The 25233-nt window shown below is 73.8% G+C and carries 27 protein-coding genes; 9 read left to right on the top strand and 18 right to left on the bottom strand.

The window, feature by feature from the left end; translation table 11 throughout:
- Positions 1–107: 107 nt before the first annotated feature.
- From IE225_RS26500 to IE225_RS26480, 5 genes are all read right to left on the bottom strand, one after another.
- Positions 108–1334, bottom strand: coding sequence for a hypothetical protein (locus IE225_RS26500; protein WP_190060138.1), 1227 nt, complete (start codon positions 1332–1334; stop codon positions 108–110).
- Complete coding sequence (locus tag IE225_RS26495; RefSeq protein WP_190060189.1) at positions 1334–2044, bottom strand: RNA polymerase sigma factor; 711 nt, start codon at positions 2042–2044, stop codon at positions 1334–1336. Before IE225_RS26495 ends, IE225_RS26500 begins: the two co-directional genes overlap by 1 nt.
- A gap of 404 nt (positions 2045–2448) precedes the next feature.
- Complete coding sequence (locus IE225_RS26490) at positions 2449–3288, bottom strand: hypothetical protein (RefSeq protein WP_229880066.1); 840 nt, start codon at positions 3286–3288, stop codon at positions 2449–2451.
- A 182-nt stretch (positions 3289–3470) separates the two neighbouring features.
- Positions 3471–4100 carry an RNA polymerase sigma factor gene (locus IE225_RS26485; RefSeq protein WP_190060136.1) on the bottom strand — a complete coding sequence of 210 codons (630 nt, stop codon included), beginning with the start codon at positions 4098–4100 and terminating at the stop codon, positions 3471–3473.
- 176 nt (positions 4101–4276) lie between these two features.
- Positions 4277–4705 (bottom strand): hypothetical protein, encoded by a 429-nt coding sequence (locus IE225_RS26480; protein WP_229880064.1) that lies wholly within the window; start codon positions 4703–4705, stop codon positions 4277–4279.
- A 203-nt stretch (positions 4706–4908) separates the two neighbouring features.
- On the opposite strand from IE225_RS26480, the gene IE225_RS26475 reads away from it, so the two are divergent.
- Complete coding sequence (locus tag IE225_RS26475) at positions 4909–5403, top strand: DUF1877 family protein (RefSeq protein WP_190060135.1); 495 nt, start codon at positions 4909–4911, stop codon at positions 5401–5403.
- A 91-nt stretch (positions 5404–5494) separates the two neighbouring features.
- On the opposite strand, the gene IE225_RS26470 is transcribed toward IE225_RS26475, so the two are convergent.
- Both IE225_RS26470 and IE225_RS26465 read right to left on the bottom strand, forming a co-directional pair.
- Positions 5495–6085 carry a hypothetical protein gene (locus tag IE225_RS26470; protein ID WP_190060134.1) on the bottom strand — a complete coding sequence of 197 codons (591 nt, stop codon included), beginning with the start codon at positions 6083–6085 and terminating at the stop codon, positions 5495–5497.
- A 212-nt stretch (positions 6086–6297) separates the two neighbouring features.
- Positions 6298–7986: a beta-N-acetylhexosaminidase gene (locus IE225_RS26465; RefSeq protein WP_373303278.1), complete on the bottom strand. Its 1689-nt coding sequence runs from the start codon at positions 7984–7986 to the stop codon at positions 6298–6300.
- 66 nt (positions 7987–8052) lie between these two features.
- Between IE225_RS26465 and IE225_RS26460 the strand changes: the two genes are divergently transcribed.
- The 5 genes from IE225_RS26460 (at position 8053) to IE225_RS26440 (ending at position 12333) form a co-directional block, all read left to right on the top strand.
- On the top strand, positions 8053–8796 hold the full coding sequence (locus IE225_RS26460; RefSeq protein WP_373303277.1) for a 2-oxo-4-hydroxy-4-carboxy-5-ureidoimidazoline decarboxylase: 744 nt from the start codon (positions 8053–8055) through the stop codon (positions 8794–8796).
- Between the two features lie 113 nt (positions 8797–8909).
- Positions 8910–9290, top strand: coding sequence for a succinate dehydrogenase, cytochrome b556 subunit (gene sdhC / locus IE225_RS26455; protein WP_190060133.1), 381 nt, complete (start codon positions 8910–8912; stop codon positions 9288–9290).
- A gap of 5 nt (positions 9291–9295) precedes the next feature.
- Entirely contained in the window at positions 9296–9778 is a 483-nt protein-coding gene (locus IE225_RS26450) for a succinate dehydrogenase hydrophobic membrane anchor subunit (RefSeq protein ID WP_190060132.1), read from the top strand.
- Positions 9779–9808: 30 nt separating this feature from the next.
- Positions 9809–11563, top strand: a complete 1755-nt coding sequence (gene sdhA, locus IE225_RS26445; protein WP_190060131.1) for a succinate dehydrogenase flavoprotein subunit — start codon at positions 9809–9811, stop codon at positions 11561–11563.
- Positions 11563–12333, top strand: a complete 771-nt coding sequence (locus IE225_RS26440) for a succinate dehydrogenase iron-sulfur subunit (RefSeq protein ID WP_190060130.1) — start codon at positions 11563–11565, stop codon at positions 12331–12333. The genes sdhA and IE225_RS26440 overlap by 1 nt, the downstream gene beginning before the upstream one ends.
- 96 nt (positions 12334–12429) lie before the next feature.
- Here the strand turns inward: IE225_RS26440 and IE225_RS26435 are convergent, their stop codons facing one another.
- The 3 genes from IE225_RS26435 to IE225_RS26425 form a co-directional block, all read right to left on the bottom strand.
- Positions 12430–12693 (bottom strand): TM2 domain-containing protein, encoded by a 264-nt coding sequence (locus tag IE225_RS26435; protein ID WP_190060129.1) that lies wholly within the window; start codon positions 12691–12693, stop codon positions 12430–12432.
- 491 nt (positions 12694–13184) lie between these two features.
- On the bottom strand, positions 13185–13601 hold the full coding sequence (locus IE225_RS26430; protein WP_229880063.1) for a DUF2752 domain-containing protein: 417 nt from the start codon (positions 13599–13601) through the stop codon (positions 13185–13187).
- Positions 13594–14055, bottom strand: a complete 462-nt coding sequence (locus IE225_RS26425; protein ID WP_190060128.1) for a TM2 domain-containing protein — start codon at positions 14053–14055, stop codon at positions 13594–13596. Before IE225_RS26425 ends, IE225_RS26430 begins: the two co-directional genes overlap by 8 nt.
- 114 nt (positions 14056–14169) lie before the next feature.
- On the opposite strand from IE225_RS26425, the gene IE225_RS26420 reads away from it, so the two are divergent.
- Positions 14170–14580, top strand: coding sequence for a VOC family protein (locus IE225_RS26420; protein WP_190060127.1), 411 nt, complete (start codon positions 14170–14172; stop codon positions 14578–14580).
- A 161-nt stretch (positions 14581–14741) separates the two neighbouring features.
- On the opposite strand, the gene IE225_RS26415 is transcribed toward IE225_RS26420, so the two are convergent.
- Positions 14742–16004, bottom strand: coding sequence for a metallophosphoesterase (locus IE225_RS26415; RefSeq protein WP_190060126.1), 1263 nt, complete (start codon positions 16002–16004; stop codon positions 14742–14744).
- A 2-nt stretch (positions 16005–16006) separates the two neighbouring features.
- Complete coding sequence (locus IE225_RS33515; protein ID WP_229880061.1) at positions 16007–16246, bottom strand: SCO4848 family membrane protein; 240 nt, start codon at positions 16244–16246, stop codon at positions 16007–16009.
- 172 nt (positions 16247–16418) lie between these two features.
- Here IE225_RS33515 and IE225_RS26410 point away from each other — a divergent pair, with 172 nt between their 5' ends.
- Complete coding sequence (locus IE225_RS26410) at positions 16419–17699, top strand: D-alanyl-D-alanine carboxypeptidase family protein (protein ID WP_229880059.1); 1281 nt, start codon at positions 16419–16421, stop codon at positions 17697–17699.
- Here IE225_RS26410 and IE225_RS26405 read toward each other — a convergent pair.
- The 3 genes from IE225_RS26405 to trpS all read right to left on the bottom strand — a co-directional run bounded on the left by IE225_RS26405 (position 17644) and on the right by trpS (position 20713).
- Positions 17644–18600 carry a YihY/virulence factor BrkB family protein gene (locus IE225_RS26405; RefSeq protein ID WP_190060124.1) on the bottom strand — a complete coding sequence of 319 codons (957 nt, stop codon included), beginning with the start codon at positions 18598–18600 and terminating at the stop codon, positions 17644–17646. The genes IE225_RS26410 and IE225_RS26405 overlap by 56 nt on opposite strands.
- A gap of 310 nt (positions 18601–18910) precedes the next feature.
- Positions 18911–19489 (bottom strand): 2'-5' RNA ligase family protein, encoded by a 579-nt coding sequence (locus IE225_RS26400; RefSeq protein ID WP_190060123.1) that lies wholly within the window; start codon positions 19487–19489, stop codon positions 18911–18913.
- 210 nt (positions 19490–19699) lie between these two features.
- Positions 19700–20713 (bottom strand): tryptophan--tRNA ligase, encoded by a 1014-nt coding sequence (trpS, locus tag IE225_RS26395; RefSeq protein ID WP_190060122.1) that lies wholly within the window; start codon positions 20711–20713, stop codon positions 19700–19702.
- Between the two features lie 195 nt (positions 20714–20908).
- On the opposite strand from trpS, the gene IE225_RS26390 reads away from it, so the two are divergent.
- Positions 20909–21607, top strand: coding sequence for a hypothetical protein (locus tag IE225_RS26390; protein WP_190060121.1), 699 nt, complete (start codon positions 20909–20911; stop codon positions 21605–21607).
- A gap of 47 nt (positions 21608–21654) precedes the next feature.
- Here IE225_RS26390 and IE225_RS26385 read toward each other — a convergent pair whose 3' ends face one another.
- The 3 genes from IE225_RS26385 to IE225_RS26375 all read right to left on the bottom strand — a co-directional run bounded on the left by IE225_RS26385 (position 21655) and on the right by IE225_RS26375 (position 24945).
- Positions 21655–23136, bottom strand: coding sequence for a glycine hydroxymethyltransferase (locus IE225_RS26385; protein ID WP_190060120.1), 1482 nt, complete (start codon positions 23134–23136; stop codon positions 21655–21657).
- A 268-nt stretch (positions 23137–23404) separates the two neighbouring features.
- A complete protein-coding gene (locus IE225_RS26380) occupies positions 23405–24589 on the bottom strand; it encodes a glutathionylspermidine synthase family protein (RefSeq protein WP_190060119.1) in 1185 nt (394 codons plus the stop codon).
- Between the two features lie 14 nt (positions 24590–24603).
- Entirely contained in the window at positions 24604–24945 is a 342-nt protein-coding gene (locus tag IE225_RS26375; RefSeq protein WP_190060118.1) for a hypothetical protein, read from the bottom strand.
- Positions 24946–25233: the final 288 nt, after the last annotated feature.

The following is a 25233-nucleotide window of genomic DNA, read 5'->3' as shown; positions in this document are numbered from 1 at the left end:
ACTACTGCGTCACGGAGCCGAAAAACGTCACACCCCGAGCGGAAAAACGTCGCCGTCGCGCGGCCGGCCCCGCCCGCGCGGCGGTGAAAGCGCGGGCCGGGGCCCGGTCACAGGGCGCTGTAGGTCGGGCTCGGCTCGGGCGCCGGGGTCGCGGACGCCTTGTCCGGGTGGGCCGGGGAGAAGGCGGAGGGTTGGTCGGCGCCCTTTTCGTTGCCGTTGCCCTTCCCCTTGCCGCCGCCGTTGCCGCCGCCGTTGCCGTGACCGTTACCGTGGCCGTTCCCCTTGCCCTGGCCCTTGCCCTTGCCCTGGCCTCCGTCGTTGCCTTGGCCCTTCCCCTTACCGCCGCCGTTGCCGTTGCCGTTCCCCTTGCCCTGGCCGTTCCCGTGCTCGCCGTCGCTCGCGCCGGAACCGTTGCCGGAACCTTTTCCGTTGCCGTTGCCGGAGCCGTTGCCGGCCCCGTTCCCGTTGCCGGAGCCGTTGCCGGCCCCGTTCCCCTTGTCGGAGCCGCTGCCGGGCGCGGAGCCGGACGCCAGCAGGTTCTCGCAGTACCCCGCGACGTCCGAGGAGCCGCCCGCCGCCTTCTCCAGGGCGCGGCGGCGGCCGGCGGACAGGGCGTGGCCCGCGCGCAGGTCCCGGCAGGCGGCCAGGGCGCCGCGCCGCGCGTCGCCGGAGCCGGCGGTGGCGCCGGAGCCGGAGTCGCCGCCGGCGGAGGGAGATGCGGTACGGCCCGTCGTACGCCCGGGGCCGGCGGTGGCGCCGGAGCCGGCCGGGCCCGGCGGGCTGTCGGAGACGGTCGAGGCCGGCGCCGACACCCGGGAAGCGGGGGCGGCTCCGCCGAACGGCGTGGGCAGGACACCGGTCGCGGCCGCCACCGCCGCGCCGCCGACCGTTCCGACGGCCAGCGCGGCGGCCGCGGCGAGGCGTGCCGGGTGCCGCCGGCGGATCCGCGGGCGGCCACGGGCGGGGGCGCCGATGCGGACCAGGTCGGCGTCCGCGCCGGTTCCGGCGCGGCGGGCGTGCGCCTCCCGCTGCCGGCGTTCCGCTTCAGGGGTCTCGGGTCCGGACTGCCGGTCGGCGTGGGCCTTGCGGAAGGCGGCCACCGCGGCGGCCTCACCGGGCAGTTCCCTCTCGCCGAGCGGTTCGTCACGCTGTGCGGGGACCGGCCGGGCGTCCTGCGGAACGGGCCGCTGGGCGAGCCGGCCCAGGGCGTCCAGGGTGGCGGCGAGACGGACGGCCCGGTCGCGGACGGCGGGATCGAGGCCGTCCAGCGGCTCGCCGCACAGCAGACGTTCCGCCGTTTCGCGATCCAGCCACCTGTCCTGCTCGTCGGCCATCACATGTCCCTCTGTGTCCGGGTGCGCACCTGCGTCACACCGGCGGACGTCACCGTCCGGCCGCGCGGTTCTCCCCGGGGAGCCCGCGGCGGCGGCAGCGCGCCCAGCCCGCCCACCGGTTCCGCTTCCTCTCCGCGGCCTTCCCCGTGCGGCTCCGCGAGCTCGTCGCCGAGCAGCTCGGCGAGCCGTTTCAGGCCACGGTGCGCGGCGGTGCGGACGGCGCCGGGGCGCTTGCCGAGCGTCTCGGCCGCGGTCTTGGCGTCGAGCCCCACGACCACGCGCAGGACGACGGCCTCGGCCTGGTCCTGCGGCAGCCGGGCGATGAGGGCGAGGATGCGGTCGGTGGCCAGGGCCTCGATGGCCTCGCCGGCGGTGTCGGACTCGGCGGGCCTGCCGGTCAGCTCCGTCTCGTCGCCGCCGATGGCGGGGCGGCGGCCCCGCATCCGGATGTGGTCGAGGGCGCGGTTGCGGGCGATGCGGGCGGCCCAGCCGCGGAAGCGGTCCGCGTCGCCGCGGAAGCGTTCCAGGTCCCGGGCGATCTGCAGCCACGCCTCGGAGGCCACGTCCTCCGCGTCCGGATCGCCGACCAGCGTCCGTACGTATCCCAGAAGCCGCGGGTGCACCGCGCGGTACACAGTACGGAACGCGGTCTCGTCCCCGTCCTGTGCCGCAAGCACCGCGGCGGTCAGCTCCGCGTCGTCCCCCAGCACCCGCGCGCGCCCTTTCTTGCGCTCCACACTTCGCGCCCTGCGTTCCCACCGGCGCCGCTGTCGCGGGACCGGATCACCCCGTTGGTCTTCACCGCACAGCGCGCAGGGCACGTTACGACCTGAAACCGCTCCTCGTCCACGTCCGCACGAGTTGCAACTGTCTTGTGATCCATGGGGCGCGGAGAGGGGGTGTGACACAAAACGCACCCGCGGCGCTGTAGGAAGTACGGGCCGCCGGCGCGGCCCGCACGCGCGACGGCCGGGGCCTCTCCTGTGGGGGGTGGCGGCCCCGGCCGTTGCCTTTCGCCGCCGCCGGCCCTCGCTCAGCCGTCGCTCCTGTCGGCCCTCACTCAGCCGTCGCTCCTGTCGGCCCTCACTCAGCCGTCGCTCCCGCCGACCCTCACTCAGTCGTCGTTCTTGCCGGTCCGGCTCCCGGCCCCGCCGTTGCTGCCCTTGCCCTGGCCACCGGTGCCCGCACCGTTGCCGCCGCTGTCGCCGCCCCGGCTGTTCCCGGAGCTCGTGTCGCCGTTCCCGCTGCCACTGCTTCCGCTGCTGCCGTTGCCGCTGCCGCTGTTGCCGCTGCCCTGGCTGCCGGTGGCACCGCCCGCGTGGGTGCCGCCGGGGCCGTTCGCCGCGCCGGTCGCGTCGCCGGAACGGCCCGGGGTGCCGCCGGGGCCGACCGTGGCGTGCGCCAGTCGCCCGGCGCAGTAGGCGGCGACCCGGTCGGCGCCGCCCGCCGCGGCGACGAGCCGCCGCCAGGCGGTGGCGTCCAGGGCGTCGCCCCGGCCGCTGCCCCGCGCGTAGGCGCGGCAGTGGGCCTCGGTGTCCTGGGCGGAGTCCGGACGGTCCGGGCTCGCGGAGGCGGGCGGGGAGCCGGGGCGGGCGGACGGCTGCCCGCCGGGCCGGCCCGGCGCGGTGCCCGCCGGGGCCGGCGGGCGGTCGCGGCCGGCTCCGGCGCCGCCCACGGGGAACCCGGCCGAGCCGATCGCCGCGACGGCGACGCCGCCCAGGGTGAGGCTCGCCAGCAGCACCGACAGCACCGTCCGCACCGAGCGGCGCGGGCGCCACCGCTCGCGGGGCCGCCAGTCGTCGCGGCGCCGGGTGCGCGCGGCGGACGGCCGGGCCTCGCGGGCGGCGCGGGCGGCGCGGAACGCGGCCACCGCCCGCTGCTCGCCCTCGGCGTCCACGGCGCCCCCGCGCACGACGGCGGCCAGCAGCGCCTCCAGGGTGGCCTCGTCGAGCACGCGCCGGGAACCGCCGGGGGGCCCGACCGGGTCGGCAAGGGCATGCCGATGGCCCGGATCGCCGCCGTTCGATCTGTCTCCCATGTCCCTCTACGCCCCTGTCCGGCCGGTCCGCTGCACGAGATCGGCAGGTCTGCCGCTGATCTGCCGCCGGGTGCGGCCCGTTCCGCCGTCGCCGTCGGTCACTTCGACTCCCCCAGCGCGCGAGGGGGCTCATCCGTCACACCGCCGCCCGCGTCCTCGGCGCCCAGCCGGCGGGCGAGCCGCTTCAGGCCCCGGTGGGCGGCGGTGCGGACGGCGCCGGGCCGCTTGCCGAGGACGCGGGCGGCGGCGGGGCCGTCGAGGCCGACGACGACCCGCAGCAGCACCGCCTCGGCCTGGTCCTGGGGCAGCGTGCGCACCAGCCGCAGGGCCTGCTCGGTGGAGAGGGATTCCAGGGCCTGGTCGTGCGTACTGTGCGGGGCGGGCAGGTCCAGGACGTCCGGGTCCAGCGCCGCCTGCCGGGGCCGTACCCGGCGGCGCCGGAGGTGGTCGAGCGCCCGGTGCCGGGCGATGGTCGCGGTCCAGCCGCGGAACCCGGCCCCGTCCCCCTGGAACCGGTCCAGGTCCCGGGCGATCTCCAGCCAGGCGTCGGAGGCCACGTCCTCGGCGTCCTCCCCGACCAGACCGCGCAGGTAGCCGAGCAGGCCGGGCTGCACGATCCGGTAGGCGACCGCGAAGGCGGCCTCGTCCCCCTGCTGGGCCCGCGCGACGGCCGCCCCCAGTTCCCCGTCGTCCGCCTGCGCGCGCCGGGATCGTGCTCCCTGGCCCAAGACCGTCCTCGTTCGCCCGAGTTCGCGGCCACGGCGCGGGGCGTCGGCGTACGCGCGTCCCCCACCGTGCGACACGTTCCGGCCGTGTCACGCCTCAAGGTCATCAGCGTCCGGCCTCACGGAAGTGTCACAGTCTCGGGTGCGGCCGGACGGCCGGCCGCCGTGGACCGGCCGTCCTACCCGCAGGCGTCCCGGCACAGCAGCCGCAGCGAGCCCTGCCCGGTGAAACAGCGGCGGGCCTCCTCCATCGGGTCCCAGAGCCGGCCGTCGGGGGTGCGCACCCAGTGGTCGCCGCCGGAGGCCCACCACTCGGCGCCGGTCTGCCGGGCGATCACCTCGCCGGCGTAGGCGCCGAAGCCGCGCAGCACGCTCTCCACGGCGTCGTACGGCGTGCCCTCGCGCCGCAGTTCCTCGATGAACCGGTCGACGCGCCACAGGCTCTGCGGCGTGTAGTCCAGGCGCAGCCGGGCCCCTTCGCGCATCGTCGCCACCGCGTCCGCCGCCCACCGCACCGGCTTGGCCGCGGCCTGGGGCCTGGTCTCGTGCCGGTCCGTTCCTGTCGTCGCGGTCGCGGTCCCCGTCGTCGTCGCCGTCGTCGTCGCCATCGTCGCAGTCATCGCAGTCGTCGCAGTCGTCACATAGGGAGAAAGCGCATGCGGGAGGTGCCGCGTCACGCGTGGCAGGGCGGCTTCCCGCAACCGGCGCAGGATGGCCCCAGCTCGGCCGCACGACGGTCACAGGACCCTTTCAAGGGCGCGCGGTTGCACGGGAGTGACATTCCCGCGCTCCCGCGCGCTCTCATCTTTCGATGAGCATGTACTTCCACCTCCGCGCGGTGCGCCCCGCGGAGTTGCGTGACGACGTGCACCGGCTGGAGACGCTGTTCCGGGACGACCGGGACACCGTCCGGGCGCGGATCGGCCGGCACCGCGAGGAGATGCTGGACCACCGCTACCTGGACCACGAGCTGCTCTACGCGGGCGCTCCCCCGCACCCCGCGCAGGACGGCCCGCGCGTGGACGTGGTGCTCGGCGGCCGGCCGGTGTTCCACTCGGCGCAGGGCATGCCGCCGTTCCTGCTGCTGACCCCGGAGCGGGTGGCCCGGGTCGCCGGGTACCTGCAGCGGGCGAACTTCACGGCGCTGTGGCGGCAGGCCCGTGACGACCTGCTGCCGCGCTACGGCGGACCGGCGGCGGAGCCGGCCGCGCGCGGCGCCTTCGCCCGGGCGCACCGGAACCTGACGGCGTTCTACACGCGCACCGCGGAACGCGGGGACGCGGTGGTGAAGTGGCTGCTGTTCTGACCCTCTGAACCCTCTGAGCCCTCTGAGCCCTCTGAACCCTCTGAACCCTCTGAGCCCTCTGACTCCGGCCGCCCGACTCCGGCCGCGGGGGTCAGCCGCAGCCCCGGGCCCGCCGCGACACCACCGCGCGCAGCACCCGCCGCCCCTCCGTGGACACCTCCAGGGCCTGCCGCAGGCCCGCCGCGCCGTGCCCGGCGATCAGCTCCAGCACGGTGATCTGCCGCCGCAGCTCGGCGGCGACCAGCGGCGGCAGGTCCTCCGTGCGGCCGGCCCGGCCTGAGTCGACGTCGGCCTCGGGGCCCGCCGGGTCGAGCAGCCGGTGGATCTGCAGCGCGGCGACCGAGCAGGCGTCGGCCCACGCCCGCACCTGCGGCGCGCACCGGTCGGCCGGGGCCGCGTCCAGCATGCGTCGCGCCAGCCGTACGGCCTCCTCCTCGGCGTCCCCGGCGTCCCCGGCCGCTGCGGCGTCGTGTCCGTCCGAAGCGGTCGGCTCCAGGGCGCCGCGCGCCTCGTCCAGTCGCTTGCCCCAGTCGCCCGGGGGATCCTCCGCGAGGCTCCCCCACAGCGGCCTGAACGTTTCATCATCCCCACCCAGCAGGGGTACGCAGCGGTCCAGGCACGCCAGTCCGCTGGCGGCCAGTCCGCGGTCGTCGGCCTGTGCGATCAGGTCCACCAGGCTCATACACGCCTCCCTCGGCAGGGCACCTTCCTCGCGGGGCCCGCTTCCTCACGGAACCCGCACTTCCCCTTACTGCGTGCGATGCCCGCCGGGTGTCACAGGTGCGGCCTCCGGGACGGGAGAGGAGAGCGGGAAGTGAGGGAAGTGAGGGAAGAGGGGGGAGAAAGGGAAGACGGGGAGAAAGAGAGGAGAGGAAGAAAGGGAGGAAGGCGCGTTCAGCCCACCTTGTCCGCCAGGCCGCGGAACTGCGCCCATGTCATCCCCGGCCGCCTGGGGTCCCACAGCTTCTGGATCGTGGCCCGCAGCGGCATGCGGATGCCCGCCGCCACCTGGTCCTGGGTCTGGGCACCCGCCAGGTCGCACCACACGGCCAGGGAGCCGCCGAGGATCTGGCCGTCGTAGCGGGCCGGGACGGCCTGGCTGCCGCGCAGGACCCGCGGGGTCCACTGCTCGTAGATGCGCTGCCCGGTCGGGTAGACGAAGGTCTGGGGCTGGCCGAGGACGTAGTACAGGTACTCGTCGTTGTAGTTGACTACCTTGCGGCCGGCGGCGAGGTACTCCACGGGCTGCCGGGCGCCGATCTCCTTGCCGGTCCAGTAGGCGACCTGGAGGTCCTTGGCGGGCGGGACGGAGCTGCTGCGGTAGAAGCCGTCGTTCCAGGCGCGCAGGGTGCGGCCAACGGCGCGCACGGTGCGGGCGCGGTCGTTGAGCCAGCCGGTGGTCAGGTCGGCGACGGTGCCGCCGGAGCCGTACTTCCTGCGGGCGGCGGCGGCCAGCTGCGGATAGGTCGCGGCCGGGTCGGACAGGGTCAGCGGCCGGTACTCGTCGCCGCCGAGGTGCCAGGCGCGCGGCGCGAACAGGCCCGCGTACTCCTTGAGCAGGTCGTCGACGACGGTGGCGGCCTTGCCCTTGGAGATGTCCACGGCGCCGCGCGCGGCCGGCCCGGAGGCGCTGCGCAGCTGCAGGTCGGGGTGGGCGGCGAGGACCGCGCCGAGGTGGCCGGGCGAGTCGATCTCGGGGACGACGGTGATGTGCCGGCTCGCGGCCAGGGCGACGATCCTCCTCACCTGTGCCTTGGTGAGGTGGTTCGCGGAGACGACCTCCGGGTGCGTGCTGGACTCGATGCGGAAGCCCTGGTCGTCGGAGAAGTGCAGGCCGAGCTCGTTGAACTTCAGATCGCCCAGCTCGCGGACGCGGTCCTCGATCCAGCCGGCGGTGAACGGTTTGCGCGCGATGTCCAGCATCAGCCCGCGCACCGGCTTGGCCGGCTCGTCGCGCACGACGCCCTCCGGCGCCGTACCGCCGCCGCGCACCTCCTGCTTGAGGGTGCGGGTGCCGTAGAAGACGCCCGCGTCGCTCGGCCCGGTGATCGTCACGCGCCCGCCGCGCACGGTCAGGGTGTACGACTCGCGGTTCGCGCCCCGGCCGCCGCCCAGCGCCAGCCGCACGTCGCCGGGGCGCGCGTCGTTCTTCTCGCCCGCGTAGGTCAGGCCCAGCTCGCTCGCGATCAGGCGGCCCTCGTCGGCCAGGGCGGGGTCGGCGACGACGACCCGGTCGCCGCGCGCGGGACGCCAGCCGGGGCCGTGGGCGGGGGTGTGGGAGCGCACGGCGGGGATGGTGCGCGGCGCCCGCGAGAGGGGGTAGGAGCGGGTCGGGCCGGGGGGCGGGTCGGTGGTCGCGCCGGCCGGGCGCGGCGCGCCCGCGGAGTCGTCCCGGGCGGCGCGCGCCGGGCGGCCGTCGTCGGCGGAGGCCCACACGCCGATGCCCACCCCGATGCCGACCGTCGCGGCGAACGCCGCGGCGACCACCGCGCGCCGCCGGGTCGCCGTCCGCGCCGGCGCCCCGCGCCGGTGCCGGTGCCGCCTGTGCTGTCCGTGCTGCTCACGCTGCTCGTGCTGCCTCACTGCGCCAACCTAAGCCCGATCCGGACAACACCCGTCGACCGGTGGCGGCGAAACTCTTCCGTTCGGGTGAAATTCGCGCATCCGTCGGACACGTCACGCCCCTTCCCGATAACGTGTCGGCACACCTTTCACCACACCTTTCACACCGCCCCCTGCCGACACATACACGGCACTCACCCATGCCACCGTAGTCAACGCCGAGGACCCACGCTGCCCGCGCACCGCAATCCGCACCTCCCCGGCCCCGTCGCCCTGCCCCGGCAATCCGGACGGCCCGCTCCGCCCACCCCTCTGGAGCGTTTCAACACCGCCCCCGCCGACGAGGCCGAGCGCACCCTGCTCGCCTGCCTGCACAGCCCGCGCTGGGCCCGCCGTGTCGCCGCCCACCGCCCCTACCCCGACCTGGCCGCCCTGCTCGCGGCCGCCGACGAGGCCGCCTACGACCTGGCCCCGGCCGACCTCGCCGAGGCCCTCGCGGACGAACCGCCGCCCACCCTCCCGGCCGGCGCCTACTCCGCCGCCCGCACCGCCCTCGACGCCGCCCACGCCGCCTACCGGCACCGCTTCGGGCACCCGTTCGTCATCTGCCTGGACGGCGTCCCCCCGGCCGAGACGCCCGACCGCCTCCTGGCCTCCGTCCGGTCACGATTGGCCAACGATCCGGACGAGGAACGGCAGCTCACGGCGGAGGAGCTGCGCCGCCTGGCGCGGGGAAGACTGGCGCGTATGGCACGCGGTTGCGCGATCCGGACAACCGGGCAGCGGTCGAGGGGGGCGCGGGGCCGCGCCGACACCCCCCACCCCCGGTAGACACCCCGAAAAAACGCGTCGCTACGATGCTGGGGGCCGGTGGACCGTACCCGGCCGGGCCCGTCCGACAGTGAAGCCGACGGCCCTAGTCCCGCTCCCCGGAGGGTTCTTCCGTGCCGGCTGGAACGCTGTACCGCGGCCGGGAAGGAATGTGGTCCTGGGTGGCTCACCGAGTCACCGGCGTCCTCATTTTCTTCTTCCTGTTCGTTCACGTGCTGGACACCGCACTCGTCCGTGTCTCTCCCGAGGACTACGACAAGGTCGTAGCCACCTACAAGACGCCGATCGTGGCCGTACTGGAGTACGGCCTGGTCGCCGCCATCCTCTTCCACGCGCTCAACGGCCTGCGCGTCATCGCCGTCGACTTCTGGTCGAAGGGCGCGCGCTACCAGAAGCAGATGCTCTGGAGCGTCGTCGTCGTGTGGGTCGTGCTGATGCTGGGGGCGATCTACCCCGTCCTCGGTCACGCCGCTCGAGTTGTGTTCGGGAGCTGACACGCATGTCCACCACTGAGACCACCGCTTCCGGAATCGGCCCCGTCGAGGGCGGGAGCGTCCACACCGTCGACAACCCCGCCCCCTACATCGAGGCGCCGCGCAAGCGCACCGGGAGGACGCCGCGCTCCACCCGCGGCAACTTCGAGATGTACGGCTGGCTCTTCATGCGCCTGTCCGGCATCGTCCTGGTCGTCCTCGTCATCGGGCACCTGCTGATCCAGCTCGTGCTGGACGGCGGCGTGTCGAAGATCGGTTTCGCCTTCGTCGCCGGCCGCTGGGCGTCGCCCTGGTGGCAGGTCTGGGACCTGGCCATGCTGTGGCTGGCGATGCTGCACGGCTGCAACGGTCTGCGCACGGTCATCAACGACTACGCGGAACGCGCGAACACCCGCCTGTGGCTGAAGGCGCTGCTCTACACCGCCACGGTGTTCACCATCCTGCTGGGCACGCTGGTGATCTTCACCTTCGACCCGAACATCCGCTAGGCGCCTGGATAAGGGACCGAGGAAAACCTGATGAAGATCCACAAGTACGACACCGTCATCGTCGGCGCCGGTGGCGCCGGTATGCGTGCCGCCATCGAGGCGACCAAGCGCAGCCGCACCGCGGTGCTGACCAAGCTGTACCCGACCCGCTCCCACACCGGCGCCGCGCAGGGCGGCATGGCCGCCGCCCTGGCCAACGTCGAGGAGGACAACTGGGAGTGGCACACCTTCGACACGGTCAAGGGCGGTGACTACCTGGTCGACCAGGACGCCGCCGAGATCCTGGCGAAGGAGGCCATCGACTCCGTCCTCGACCTGGAGAAGATGGGCCTGCCGTTCAACCGCACCCCGGACGGCCTGATCGACCAGCGCCGCTTCGGCGGGCACTCCCGCAACCACGGCGAGGCCCCGGTGCGCCGCTCCTGCTACGCGGCCGACCGCACCGGCCACATGATCCTGCAGACGCTGTACCAGAACTGCGTCAAGCAGGGCGTGGAGTTCTTCAACGAGTTCTACGTCCTCGACCAGATCATCACCGAGGTCGACGGCGTGAAGAAGTCGGCCGGCGTGGTGGCCTACGAGCTGGCCACCGGCGAGATCCACATCTTCCGGGCGAAGTCCGTGATCTACGCCTCCGGCGGCTGCGGCAAGTTCTTCAAGGTGACGTCGAACGCGCACACGCTGACCGGTGACGGGCAGGCGGCCGTGTTCCGGCGGGGCATCCCGCTGGAGGACATGGAGTTCTTCCAGTTCCACCCGACCGGCATCTGGCGCATGGGCATCCTGCTCACCGAGGGCGCCCGCGGCGAGGGCGGCATCCTGCGCAACAAGGACGGCGAGCGCTTCATGGAGAAGTACGCGCCGGTCATGAAGGACCTCGCCTCGCGCGACGTGGTCTCGCGCTCCATCTACACGGAGATCCGCGAGGGCCGCGGCTGCGGCCCCGAGGGCGACCACGTCTACCTGGACCTCACCCACCTGCCGCCGGAGCAGCTCGACGCCAAGCTGCCGGACATCACCGAGTTCGCGCGCACCTACCTGGGCATCGAGCCGTACACCGACCCGATCCCGATCCAGCCGACCGCGCACTACGCGATGGGCGGCATCCCGACCAACGTCATGGGCGAGGTGCTCGCCGACAACACCACCGTCGTGCCGGGCCTGTACGCGGCCGGCGAGGTGGCGTGCGTGTCCGTGCACGGCGCCAACCGCCTGGGCACCAACTCGCTGCTGGACATCAACGTCTTCGGCAAGCGGGCCGGCATCGCGGCCGCCGAGTACGCCTCCCAGGCGGACTTCGTGGAGCTGCCGGGCGACCCGGAGGCGTTCGTCGTCGAGCAGATCGAGCGGCTGCGCTCCTCCACCGGCACCGAGCGCGTGGCCACGATCCGGCGCGAGCTGCAGGAGACCATGGACGCCAACGTCATGGTCTTCCGCACCGAGCAGACGATCAAGACGGCGGTCGAGAAGATCGCCGAGCTGAAGCAGCGCTACAAGAACGTGGCGATCCAGGACAAGGGCAAGCGGTTCAACACGGACCTGCTGGAGGCCATCGAGCTGGGCAACCTGCTCGACCTGGCCGAGGTCATGGCGGTGTCCGCGCTGGCCCGCAAGGAGTCCCGCGGCGGCCACTACCGCGAGGACTACCCGAACCGCGACGACGTCAACTTCATGCGCCACACCATGGCGTACCGCGAGGTGGGCGCCGACGGGACCGAGTCCATCCGTCTCGACTACAAGCCGGTCGTCCAGACCCGCTACCAGCCGATGGAGCGTAAGTACTGATGGCTACCCCTGTTCTGGAGAAGACGGAGCCCGCCGGCTCGGCCTCCGCCGCCTCGCCCTACATCACGGTCACCTTCCGCATCCGGCGGTTCAACCCGGAGGTCTCCGCGGAGGCCACCTGGCAGGACTTCCAGATCGAGATCGACCCCAAGGAGCGCGTCCTCGACGGCCTCCACAAGATCAAGTGGGACCTGGACGGGTCGTTGACCTTCCGCCGCTCCTGCGCCCACGGCATCTGCGGGTCGGACGCCATGCGGATCAACGGCAAGAACCGCCTGGCCTGCAAGACGCTGATCAAGGACATCAACCCGGAGAAGCCGATCACGATCGAGCCCATCAAGGGCCTGACGGTCCTGAAGGACCTGGTCGTGGACATGGAGCCGTTCTTCCAGGCCTACCGGGACGTGATGCCGTTCCTGATCACCAAGGACACCAACGAGCCGACCCGGGAGCGGCTGCAGTCGCCCGAGGACCGCGAGCGCTTCGACGACACCACGAAGTGCATCCTGTGCGCGGCCTGCACCACGTCCTGCCCGGTGTTCTGGAACGACGGCCAGTACTTCGGCCCGGCGGCCATCGTCAACGCGCACCGCTTCATCTTCGACAGCCGTGACGACGCCGCCGAGCAGCGCCTGGAGATCCTCAACGACAAGGACGGCGTCTGGCGCTGCCGCACCACCTTCAACTGCACCGACGCCTGCCCCCGCGGCATCGAGGTGACGAAGGCGATCGCCGAGGTCAAGCGCGCCCTGATCACCCGCCGCCTCTGACCTCTCCCCTCCCGTCCCTCCCGCGGACCGGTGTACGACGCCGAGGGCCCCGCTCCGTGACCGTCACGGAGCGGGGCCCTCGGCGTGTTCCGGGCCTCAGCCGCGCAGCACGCGGCCCTGGGCGTCGGTGCGGTCGTTGCTGGTCAGGAACAGGATGCCGTCGATCAGGGCCCAGAAGCCGAGGCCGCCGCAGGTGAGGAGCTGGGCGATGCCGACGCCGACGGAGCCGACGTAGAAGCGGCCGATGCCCAGGGTGCCGAGGAAGAGCTGGAGGATGCCGGCGACGATCTTCGACTTGTCGGAGTAGGGGCGGCCCTGCGGGTCGAAACCGTAGGGGGCCTGGGGAGTGGGGACGGTCATGGGACTGCTCCTGGGAGGTGCCGTGAACGGTGGACACATGCAGGAGGGAGTCCATCCCGCCTCACGTGCGTATGCCGTCCCCCCTGGACGTCGCGAGCCTAGGGAACGCGGGGTCGCGGGCGGGAGACGCGGACGATCATCGTTCCTGTTTCGTGATCATATTTCGGCCAACCGGCGCGAAATCCCCCGTCGTCCCGACGACGGGGGATGAGTCGGACGGTCGTCCCGACGACGGGGGAGGTGTCAGACGGTCGTCCCGACAACGGGGCACGTGTCAGACGGTCGTCCCGACAACGGGGCACGTGTCAGACGGTCGTCCCGACGACGGGGCACGTGTCAGACGGTCGTCCCGACGACGGGGGATGAGTCGGACAGTCATCCCGACAACGGGGCACGTGTCAGACGGTCGTCCCGACAACGGGGCACGTGTCAGACGGTCACCCCGGCGACGGGGCACGTGTCAGACAGTCGTCCCGACGACGGGGCACGTGTCAGACGGTGTTGCGCAGCACCGCCCACAGCACCGCCAGCCCCAGCACGGCCGCCTGCGTCCGGGGGCTCAGAGTCGGCTGCCAGCGGCGGCCGCGCAGGCCCTCCCAGGTCCAGCGGGCCCACAGGGCGAGCGCGAACGGGGCGGCGAGCAGCAGGGCCCGGTTGTCCAGCCAGGCCTCGGCGAGGTGGCCGTGCATCAGGTCGTAGACCATGCGGGTGCCGCCGCAGGCGGGGCACAGCAGGCCGGTGAGCAGGCGGAACGGGCACTGGGGCAGGAGGTGGCCGGGCTGGTGCGGGTCGGTGCGGTACAGGTAGCCGGCACCGGCCGCGCCGGCGGCGAGGACGCCGAGCGGCCCCGCCGCCGGGTGGCGCGCCAAAAAGGCGGGCCGGGCGCGGGGGGCGGCCCGCTCAGCCACGCAGGACCCGCCCCTGGGCGTCGGTGTTGTTGTCCCCGGTCAGCAGCATGATGCCGTCGATCAGGGACCAGATGCCGAAGCCGCCGCAGGTGAAGAGCTGGGCGATGCCTATGCCGACGTGGCCGAGGTAGAAGCGGCCGACGCCCAGGCCGCCGAGGAAGATCTGCAGCAGACCGGCGGTGACCTTCGACTTGTCGGAGTAGGGACGGCCGTAGGGGTCGTAGCCGTAGGGCGCGTTGGGGTCGCCGGTGTAGGTACCCGGCGGCGGGGGGTAGCCGCCCGGCGCGTAGCCGCCCTGGCCGTAACCGGGCTGACCGTAACCGGGCTGGCCGTAACCGGGCTGCTGGGCGTAGCCGTACGCGCCGTGCGGTGGCTGGTTCGGCTGGTTCGGGTAGCCGTACCCGTTCCCGTTCTGGGGTCCGTAGGGGCCCGGCTGCTGCGGCTGTTCGGTCACGTGACTGCTCCTGACGACGATGATGCGGTCATCATGCCCGAGGGATCGGGTGGCGCAGAAGCCGGGGCGGCATGTCAGCGGGGTCCGGCGGGCCGGGGCACTTAACCTGACGGTATGTCAGACGACAGGTCGTACGAACTGCTCGGGTTCGACAACGTGCTGCTGCCCGTCGGGGACCTCGGCGAGGCCGTGGCGTTCTACCGGCGCGCCGGGTTCGTCCTGGGATTCCGGTTCGACGAGGCCGGGATCGCTCTGCTGCGGGTGGGTGCCGAGACGCCGGGCGTCCTGCTGCGCCGGGAGGAGGTGTTCGGCCACCGCCCGCCGCCGTGGCCCGCACCGCGGGTGTGGCTGGAGGTGCCGGACGCCCGCCATGCGGCGCGGGAACTGGTCCGCGCCGGCATCCCGCCCCTGGAGGAGCCCTTCGCCGTGGCCACCGGCTGGACCGTCGAGATCGCCGACCCCTGGGGCAACGTCATCGGCTTCACCGACTACACCCGGCGCCCCGAACTGGGCCGCAGGCCCTGACGGCACCGCCGGCCGGCCGACCCGCGGACCCGCTCCCCGCCACCAGCCGGACCCACGGCCCCGCTCCCCGCCACCAGCCGGACCCACGGCCCCGCTCCCCGCCACCAGCCGGGCCCGCGGACCCGCTCCCCGCGGCCGGCGGCGACCGGGGCGAGGGCCGCTCAGGCCCGCAGGGACGCCAGCTCGACGACCGTGATGTCGCTCGGCGCGCCGACGCGGGTCGGCGGGCCCCAGGCGCCGGCGCCGCGGGTGACGTACAGCTGCGTGTCGCCGTAGCGCTCCAGGCCCGCGACCGTCGGGTTCGCGGCGGCGGCCGGCAGGGCGCCGGGCCAGAGCTGGCCGCCGTGGGTGTGGCCGGACAGTTGCAGGTCGACGCCGTGCCGGACCGCCTCGTGAATCAGCACCGGCTGGTGCGCGAGCAGCACGCAGGCGCGCGCCGGGTCCCGGTCGCCGAGCGCCCGGCCGAAGTCGGGCCCCTCGCCCTCGTGCTCGCCCTGCAGGTCGTTGACGCCCGCCAGGTCGAAGGCGGGCAGTTCGGCGCGGGCGTTCTGCAGCGGGCGCAGGCCGAGCCGGCGCACCTCGGCCACCCACTGGTCGGCGCCGGAGAAGTACTCGTGGTTGCCCGTGACGAAGTACGCGCCGTGCCGGGCCCGCAGTCGGGCGAGCGGGGCGGCGGCCGGGCCGAGGTCGGCGACACTGCCGTCCACCAGGTCGCCGACGACCGCGATCAGGTCGGGCTGCGTGGCGTTGACGGTGTCGACGACCTTCTGCGTGAAGTCCCGGCCCAGGACGGGGCCGAGGTGGATGTCGCTGACGACCGCGATCCGGTAGCCGTGCGCCGGGCGCGGCAGCTTGGCGAGCGGCACGGTGACCCGTTTCACGCGGGGGCCGCGCAGGACGCCGTAGGTGCCGTAGCCGACCGTGCCGACGGCGGCCGTGGCGGCGGCCGCGGCGAGGGCGCGGGAGAGGAACAGGCGGCGGGAGGCGGCCGGGGCCGGTGCGGGGACCGGCCGTTGCGGGGTGTCCACCGGGCGCAGGGCGTCCACCGGGCGCGGGACGTCCGGTGGTGCCACGGTCGCCACGGCCTCGGGGGACGCCACCTGACGGCGCGTCAGGAGGCGTCGCAGCAGGGGGCGCAGCGGTTCGGTGGCCAGGACGGCCAGGAACAGGTAGAGGACCAGGGCCAGCCAGAGGAAGCCCGGCCAGGCCAGGACCTTCTGCAGCCGGAACGGCGCGCCGGCGCGCTCGGCGACCAGCGCCCCGACGGCCAGTGCCCAGCCGCCGGCGACCACCGCGGCCCCGGCGCGGCGCACCCACCCCGGGCCCCGGGTCGTGTCGCGGAACAGGCGGCGCCAGAGGTACCAGTTGGCGGCGGCCACCGCGGCCACCGCCGACAGCGCGACGAGCACGAGGACGAGCGCCATCACTATGACGCGCGGCGCAGTGCGCGCAGTCCGCGCAACCCGATGACCCCGATGACCGTCCCCCATACGAAGGAAGTGACGGCGAGCAGCAGGTGGACCCAGAAGTACGCCGTGGGGTGCCCGTCGTCGAACGCGAGCCCGCTGCTGTCCTTGAACAGGTTCTTGACGAAAGTGACCCAGATGACCCAGCTCCACACCCCGAAGGCGAGCAGGAACCAGGAGACGGGGCGGCTCAGCTTCACAGAAACGGACCTTTCCTCTCAGCGCCGGGCGCCCGCGGCCGGCTGGGAGGCCGGGGAACGGCTCCCGGATGAGCACGGCACGCGTCCAGTATCCCCGGCCGGAATCCGCCTCCCCGCCCGGGGTCGGGGCCGGGGCGGGCGTCCGTCGCGCACGCCGGGTACCTTCTGCGACGTGCCCGCACCCCACAGGACCGGCCGCCGGCGTTCCGCGCTGGCCGCCGCCACGCTCGCCTCCCTCGCGCTGACCGCGCCCGCCGCCGTCGCCGCACCCGCCGCCCCCGCCCCGTCGACGAGCCCCCCGGCGCGCATGTCGACCGTGGGCGGCAGCCGCCTCGGCCTGCCGGGGACGCAGGTCGACCTGGCGGCCGGGGCGCCGGTGCTGCCGAAGGACCTCACCGCGCGCTCGTGGATCGTCGCGGACGCCGAGTCGGGGGACGTGCTGGCCGCCCACAACGCGCACTGGCCGCTGCCGCCGGCCAGCACGCTGAAGATGCTGTTCGCCGACACGGTGCTGCCGAAGTTCCCGCGCTCCCAGCGGCACACGGTGGCGCCGAGCGACCTGGCGGGCATCGGCGCGGGCTCCAGCCTGGTCGGCATCAAGGAGAACGAGACCTACACCGTCCGCGACCTGTGGCTCGGGGTGTTCCTGCGCTCCGGCAACGACGCCGTGCACGTGCTGGCGCGGATGAACGGCGGCATCGGTGAGACGGTGAAGGAGATGAACGAGCACGCCGCCCAGCTGCGCGCCCTCGACACGCACGTGGTGACGCCGGACGGCTACGACGCCCCGGGGCAGGTGTCCTCGGCGTACGACCTGACGCTGTTCGCCCGCTCCGGGCTGCAGAAGAAGGACTTCCGCGCGTACTGCTCGACGGTGCGGGCGTCGTTCCCGGGCGCCACGAAGAAGGACAAGAAGGGCAGGAAGACCCGGGAGTCCTTCCAGATCCAGAACACCAACCGGCTGCTGGCCGGGGACTACGACGTCCCGGTGTACCAGGGCATCGCGGGCGTGAAGAACGGCAACACCACCAACGCGGGCGCCACCTTCACCGGCGTCGCCGAGCGGAACGGCCGGGTGCTGCTGGTCACGGTCATGAACCCGGAGAAGAAGGAGCACAACGAGGTCTACAAGGAGACCGCGCGGCTGTTCGACTGGGGTTTCCGGGCGGCCGGGAAGGTGCGGCCGGTGGGCGAGCTGGTGCCGCCCAAGGGCGCCGTCCCCGCCCCCGGCGGGCCGGGGGCGAGCGCACCCGCCGGGCAGGCGGGCGGCGCCGCGGGCGGCGGCTCCCCGGCTGCCCGGGCGGGCGCCCGCCCGGGCGGCGGCTCCAGCGGCGTCGGCACCGCCCTCGGCCTCGCGGGCGGCGCGCTGGTGGTCCTCGGCGGCGGGGTGCTGCTGGTCAACCGCCGGTGGCCGCTGCCGGACCTGGTGCGCCGCCGGTCCTCCCGTTCCTGACGCCCGGCTCCGGCGCCCCGGCCGGCTGCCGCCGGGCGGCGGCGCCCTCCTCCGCCTTGCTCCCGGTCGCCGTCCACGCCGCGCAGAACAGCACCAGTTTCGAGGTGAAGTTGATCCACAGCAGCAGGGCGACGGGGACGCCGAAGGCACCGTACATGCTCTTCGTGGCGACGCCCTGGATGTAGCCGCTCAGCAGCAGTTTGAGGAGTTCAAAGCCGACCGCGCCGGTCAGCGCGGCGACGAGGAGGCGGCGGGTGGGCGGTTCCGCGCCGGGCAGCAGCGTGAGGACGTAGAGCAGGACCAGGAAGTCGGCGAGGACGGCGAAGGCGAACGCGGTGACGCGCAGCAGCGCGCTGCCCCAGCCGTGTTCGTCCAGACCGAGGTGGCCGGCGGACCAGCCGACCGCCGCCGAGGCGACGGTGGTGGTGGCGAGCGTGACCAGGACGGCGCCGCCCAGCCCGAGCAGGATGCCGGCGTCCTTCACCTTGGTGACCAGGGGGTTGTCCGGATCGTCGGGCAGCTCCCACACCGCGCGCAGGCAGTCCCGCACCTGCCCGACCCAGTTGACGCCGATGAGCAGCAGCACGGCACCGGCGATGATCCCCACGGTGCCGGCGTTGTCGACGAGACCGGCGATGTCGAGCTGGTCGGAGATGCCGGGCACCTGCTCGGCGATCCTGTTCTCCAGCTCGCGCTGGCGGTCGTCGCTGAGCAGGGCGGCGGTCACCGCGGCGGCCACGGTCAGCAGCGGGAAGAGCGAGACGAAACTGACGAACGTCATCGCGGCGGCCAGCCGGGTCCACTTCACCCGGTCCAGCCGCTCGTACGACCGCCACGCGTGCGTGACCGTCAGGCGCGCCGTCCACGGCCCGACGACGGGAAGCCTCTTCAGCCAGTCCATGATCACACCCTGCCCTCGGCGACGCCGGTCATGTGGGACGCCCCCGAACGCCCGCGGGAGGTCCCCCTGTCCGGGTGCCCCCTCACCGGCCGGCCACCGCCGGCCACCGTCGGCCGGTCCGCCCGCGTGGCCACACGAACGCCGTGACCGCCGTGACCGCCGGCCGCGGGTGCGGCGCGCGGGGGGTGTCGCACGGAGCGGCGGCCGCGGTCAGCGGCTGTGCGGGGGCCGCAGTCAGCGGCTGTGCGGAGGAGCGCAGGACGGCGACTGTGCGGAGCGCGGTCAGTGGCCGTGCGGAGGGGGGCCGCGGTCAGCGGCTGTGCAGGGAGTCGCGGTCCACGGGCGTGCCCTGCGGCGGCACCACCGCCCGCCCGAAGGTGAACTCGCGCAGCTTGCGCCACACCCCGTCGGCGCCCTGCTCGTAGAGCGCGAAGCCGGTGCAGGGCCACTCGGCCTCGTAGTCGGCGAGCTCCTCGAAGGCGCGGTCCATCGCCGCGTCGTCGATGCCGTGGGCGACGGTGACGTGCGGGTGGTAGGGGAACTGCAGTTCGCGCGCCACCGGCCCGGAGGCGTCACGGACCTGCTTCTGCAGCCAGGTGCACGCCTCGGCGCCCTCGACGACCTGCACGAACACCACGGGTGACAGCGGCCGGAAGGTGCCGGTGCCGCGCAGCCGCATCGGGAAGGGCCGCCCGGCCGCCGCGACCTCCGCCAAGTGCGCCTCGATCGCGGGCAGTTGAGAGTCGTCCACCTCGGTCGGCGGCAGCAGCGTGACATGGGTGGGGATGCCGTGAGCCGCGGCGTCGCCGAAGCCCGCGCGCCGCTGCTGGAGCAGGCTGCCGTGCGGCTCCGGGACCGCGATCGACACGCCGATCGTTACGGTCCCCACGTCGTCTCCTGTCGTCCTGTCGTGGTGGCCGGCCGCCGGTCCCGGCGGTCCCGGTTATCGACTGTACGGCCACGGGTGTGGCTCCGGGCAGGCGCAGCCGGAGTGATGTGCAGCGCTCCGCCCGGCGGTGCGTCCGTCCGCGTGTGCGGTCGTGCGCCCGGCCCGCCCGTCCGCCCCGCGGGGGGCCGGGCGGGCCGGGCGCGGGGTGGTTCAGCGCTTGGCGGGCAGGAACCCGATCCGGTCGTAGACCCGCGCCAGCGTCTCCCCGGCGACGGACCGCGCCTTCTCCGCGCCCTTGGCCAGCACCGCGTCGAGCGTCTCCGGGTCGCCCAGGTACTGCTCGGTGCGCTCCCGGAACGGCGTCACGAACTCCACCATCACCTCGGCGAGGTCCGTCTTCAGCGCGCCGTAGCCCTTGCCCTCGTACCGCTGCTCCAGTTCGGCGACGGAGGTGCCGGTGAGGGTGGAGTAGATGGTGAGCAGGTTGCTGACGCCGGGCTTGTGCTCCGGGTCGAAGCGGACGACGGTGTCGGTGTCGGTGACCGCGCTCCTGACCTTCTTCGCGGTCGTCCTCGGGTCGTCCAGGAGGTTGATGAGGCCCTTCGGCGTGGACGCCGACTTGCTCATCTTCACGCCCGGGTCCTGCAGGTCGTAGATCTTCGCCGTCTCCTTGAGGATGTACGGGTTCGGCACGGTGAACGTCTGCCCGAAGCGGCCGTTGAACCGCTCCGCCAGGTCGCGGGTCAGCTCGATGTGCTGGCGCTGGTCCTCACCGACCGGCACCTCGTGCGCCTGGTACAGCAGGATGTCCGCGACCTGCAGGATCGGGTAGGTGAACAGGCCGACGCTGGCGCGGTCGGCGCCGTGCCGGGCGGCCTTGTCCTTGAACTGCGTCATGCGGGAGGCCTCGCCGAACCCGGTGAGGCAGTTCATGACCCAGCCGAGCTGCGCGTGCTCCGGGACGTGGCTCTGCACGAAGAGCGTGCACCGGTCCGGGTCGAGCCCCGCCGCCAGCAGTTGCGCCGCCGCCAGCCGCGTGTTGGCCCGCAGCTCCTTCGGGTCCTGCGGGACCGTGATCGCGTGCAGGTCGACGACCATGTAGAACGCGTCGTGGGTCTCCTGCAGCGCCACCCACTGGCGGACGGCGCCGAGGTAGTTGCCGAGGTGGAACGAGCCCGCGGTGGGCTGGATTCCGGAGAGCACGCGAGGTCGGTCGTTGGCCATGCACACCATTCTCTCAGGTCGCGGAAGGCGATCCGGTACGGGACGGGAACGGCAGGGGTGCGATCCGTTCCCGGGGGTGTAACAAGAGCAGGAACGCGAGAACGGGAGCGCGGGAGCGGGAACAGAGGGCGCGCGAAGGCGCGAAGGCGCGGCGGGGCACGGAGCGGGCACGGAGCGGGCGAAGGGGGAACGGGGATGCGGCGGACGGTCCTGCCGGCGGCGGCGCCGGCGCTGGCGCTGGCGCTGGCGGCGGTGGTGGTGCTGGTGGTGGGGACGGGGGCCCAGGAGGCGTGGGCGGGAGTCCCGCGGGCGACGGTCGCGGGGGACGGGGCGCCCGATGTGGCGTTCGTCGTCGCGGGCGGCAGCGGGCGGGCGGTGACGGTGCGGGCCGGGGACGCGGAGTTCGGGCGGCTGTGGCAGCTATTGGAACCGACGCGCAGCGGGTCGGAGCGGGTGCCGGAGGCGTGGCGGGAGGGGCGGTGTCCGCGGGTGCGGGTCACGGTGGTGTGGGGGCTGACCGGGGTGGGCGGGTGGCCGGCCACCGACCGGGCGCCGGGCGGGGACGTGGCCGTGCGGCGGGAGGACCAGCTCGTCGTCGCGGCGGACGGCACGCCGTGGGTGCGGTCGGATCCCTCGCCGGAGGTGGTGGACGACGACATCCGGTGGCACCGGGCGTCGCGCGGGATGTGGCGGCGGATGCGCCGGGAGGCGTGGCTGCGGGAGCCGGGCGGGGACGGCGGCACCGGCGGCGGCGCGGTCCGCTGGGGGCTGACGGGGCTGGCCGCCGGGTTGGTGGCGGGGGCGGGCGGGGCACTGGCGGCCGTACGGCGGACGGCGGCCCGTCGGGAGGACGGGCCGCCGTGGACGCCGCGGCAGGAGCTGATCGACCTCTGATGCGGCCTCCGCTCGGCCCCGGGGGGGTCAGCCCAGGCCGATGGGGCTCAGCCCAGGTCGATCTGCGGGTAGAGCGGGAACGGCTGGAGCAGGTCGTGCGCCCGCTGGGAGACCTCCTCGGCGACCTTCGCGTCCAGGACGTGCTGGGCCTTGGAGGGGGTGCCCTTGCTGGTGGTGCCGGGCTCGGCGGCGGTCAGGACCCGGTCGATCAGGGCCGCGATCTCGTCCATCTCGGAGGTGCCCAGGCCGCGGGTGGTCAGGGCCGGGGTGCCGACACGGATGCCGGAGGTGTACCAGGCGCCGTTGGGGTCGGCGGGGATGGCGTTGCGGTTGGTGACGATGCCGGAGTCCAGCAGCGCCTGCTCGGCCTGGCGGCCGGTGAGGCCGTAGGACGTGGCCACGTCGATCAGGTTGAGGTGGTTGTCGGTGCCGCCGGTGACCAGGGTGGCGCCGCGCCGCATCAGACCCTCGGCCAGGGCGCGGGAGTTGTCCACGATGCGCCGGGCGTAGTCCTGGAAGGACGGCTGCCGGGCCTCCGCCAGCGCGACCGCCTTGGCGGCCATGACGTGCGGGAGCGGGCCGCCCAGCACCATCGGGCAGCCGCGGTCCACCTGGTCCCTGAGGGAGTCGTCGCACAGGACCATGCCGCCGCGCGGGCCGCGCAGCGACTTGTGGGTGGTGGTGGTGACGATCTGGGCGTGCGGCACCGGGTCGAAGTCGCCGGTGAGCACCTTGCCCGCGACCAGGCCCGCGAAGTGTGCCATGTCGACCATGAGGGTGGCGCCGACCTCGTCGGCGATCTCCCGCATGATCCGGAAGTTGATCAGGCGGGGGTAGGCCGAGTAGCCGGCGACGATGATCAGCGGCTTGAACGCGCGGGCCTGGGCGCGCAGCGCGTCGTAGTCGACCAGGCCGGTGGCCGGGTCGGTGCCGTAGGAGCGCTGGTCGAACATCTTGCCGGAGATGTTCGGGCGGAAGCCGTGGGTGAGGTGGCCGCCGGCGTCGAGGGACATGCCGAGCATGCGCTGGTTGCCGAAGGCCTGGCGCAGTTCGGCCCAGTCGGCCTCGGACAGGTCGTTGATCTGGCGGACGCCGGTCTTCTCCAGGAACGGCGCCTCCACGCGGTCGGCGAGCACGGCCCAGAAGGCGACGAGGTTGGCGTCGATGCCGGAGTGCGGCTGGACGTAGGCGTGGCGGGCGCCGAAGAGCTCGCGGGCGTGCTCGGCGGCGAGCGCCTCGACGGTGTCGACGTTGCGGCAGCCGGCGTAGAAGCGGCGGCCAACGGTGCCCTCGGCGTACTTGTCGCTGAACCAGTTGCCCATCGCCAGCAGCGTGGCCGGGGAGGCGTAGTTCTCGGACGCGATCAGCTTGAGCATCTCGCGCTGGTCGGCGACCTCCTGGCGGATGGCGTCGGCGACCCGCGGCTCGACGGCGCCGATGACGTCGAGGGCGGCGCGGTAGGCCGTCGACTCCGGGCTGGTCGCGGGGCTGTTCTCGGGGGTGCTCTGGGGGGTGACAGGGTCGGGCACGGGGACCTCCGGACGGGGGTGTTCGGCGTTCACGGTTCGGCCCAGGCGCACGGCACACGTTCCGCACGGGCCGCTCCCCGATGGTCGGGTCCATCCTCGGGCCCCTGCTCGGGGACCCGGCGCGCCAGTCACGGCCCGCAGGTCAGCCTACCCGGCGGGGGTGCGGGGCACCGGACGCGGTCCAGGATGCGGGCGGCACCGCGCAGGATGCGGGCGGCGCCGCTCAGCGGATACGAGCGGCACGCGCACCGGGCGCGGGCGGCGCCGCTCAGCGGATCACGTGCGGGACGAACCGCGCGTACTCGTCCGTGACCAGCCCGGCCGACTCGCGGATGCCGAGCCCGGCGGCCTCGTCCCGGACGACCCACGCACCGAGGACGACGTGGTGGCCGTCGAAGGCGGGCAGCGGGGCGAATTGCTGGTAGCAGCAGGGCTCGTCGCGCACGACGGGGTCGGAGCCGGGCGGGTGCACGGTGACGCCGGCGCCCTCGCGGCCCAGCAGCGGCTTGGCGACCCAGCCGGTGGCCGCGGCCCCTTCGCGGGGGCCGTCGAGGTGGGCGGGCAGCAGGTTGGGGTGGCCGGGGTACAGCTCCCACAGGATCGCGAGCAGCGCCTTGTTGCTCAGCAGCATCTTCCAGGCGGGTTCGATCCACAGGGTCGTGCCGGTGCCGCCGCCGTTGTCGAGGGTGTCCAGGACGTGCCCGGCGAACCGGTCGGTGGTGAGCCACTCCCAGGGGTAGAGCTTGAAGACGCCGCGGATGAAGCGGAGCCGGTTGTCGACGAAGCGTCCGGCCAGCGGGTCCCAGCCGATCTCCTCCATGGAGATCCAGTCGGTCTCCAGGCCGGCCTGCTCGGCGGTCTCCTTCAGGTAGGCGACCGTCATCAGGTCCTCGCCGAGCTCGTCGTCGGCGGAGTGCGCGAAGTGCAGCGGGCTGCCGGGCGGCAGCAGGCGGGCCTGGTCGCGCCAGGCGTCGACGAGGCGTTCGTGCAGGGAGTTCCACTGGTCGGCGCCCGGAAAGCGGTCCTCCATCCAGAACCACTGCGCGGAGGCGGCCTCCACCAGGGAGGTGGGGGTGTCGGCGTTGTACTCCAGCAGCTTGGCCGGGCCCGTGCCGTCGTAGCGCAGGTCGAACCGGCCGTAGACGGTGGGCAGTTCGGCCCGGCGGTGCCAGGACTCGGCGACCGCGTGGGCGACGCGCGGGTCGGTGATGCCGAGGTCGGCGAACCGGTCGTGGGCGACGATGTGGCCGGCGGCCGCGAGGCACATGCGGTGGAGTTCCTCCACCGTCTCCTCCAGCGCCTCCACCTCCGGCAGCGTGAAGACGTAGTACGCGCTCTCGTCCCAGTAGGGGCGCAGGGAGCCGTCGGGGTGGCGGGTGAGGGGGTAGATCAGGCCCTGCTCCTCGACGATGTGCTGCCAGCCGGGGCGGGGCTCGGTGGTACGGCGGTGCATGCGTCGCGTCCCGTTCAGCCGCCGGCCTTGCCCTTGCCGCCGCCGAAACCGCCCCGGTCGATGCCGCCGGAGCCGCCGTGCCCGCCGGAGCCCTTGCCGGGCTTGGTGAAGGAACCGCCCCTGACCCTGCCGTCCTTCGTCTTGCCGCCGTAGTACCAGGCGCCGTTGACGGCGGTCCCGGCGGACTTGCAGTTCTTGTCGGAGACCACCTTGTAGCCCTCGGCGGCGCGGTAGCTGTCGCGGTCGACGCAGCGCCGGTCCGGGTCGGAGGAGCAGGAGCTCAGCGCGGCCGCGAGCAGCCCCACGCTGCCGAGCACGACCGTGGTCGAGCGCATCCGCCGGCGCGTGTCCCCCATGTCCCCCAACTCCCCGTTTCCCTGTCGTCTTTCCCTGTCGTTCCGCACCGCGCGTCCGCCGTGCGCCCGAACGTTTTTCCGGGCCCACCCTAGAGGGGCGCGTAAGGGCGCGCGCAAGCACCCCGGTCCTTTCCCCGAGTGCGCGCCCACGACCGGAAAGAAAAAAGGACATTCCTCTTTTTATGCACTCGTAAAGAGGAAGAGTGACGGAACCGCGACCACACGTGCGGGTGAGCGTCGCGGCCGGGAGGCCGGGTACGGAGCCGTTGTCGGGCGCGAGGAAACACC

Origin of the sequence: Streptomyces echinoruber (assembly GCF_014651135.1) — a bacterium.
Taxonomy (GTDB): domain Bacteria; phylum Actinomycetota; class Actinomycetes; order Streptomycetales; family Streptomycetaceae; genus Streptomyces; species Streptomyces echinoruber.
The sequence above is the reverse complement of the archived record's forward strand: the minus strand, read 5'-3'. Positions and strand labels throughout refer to the sequence as shown.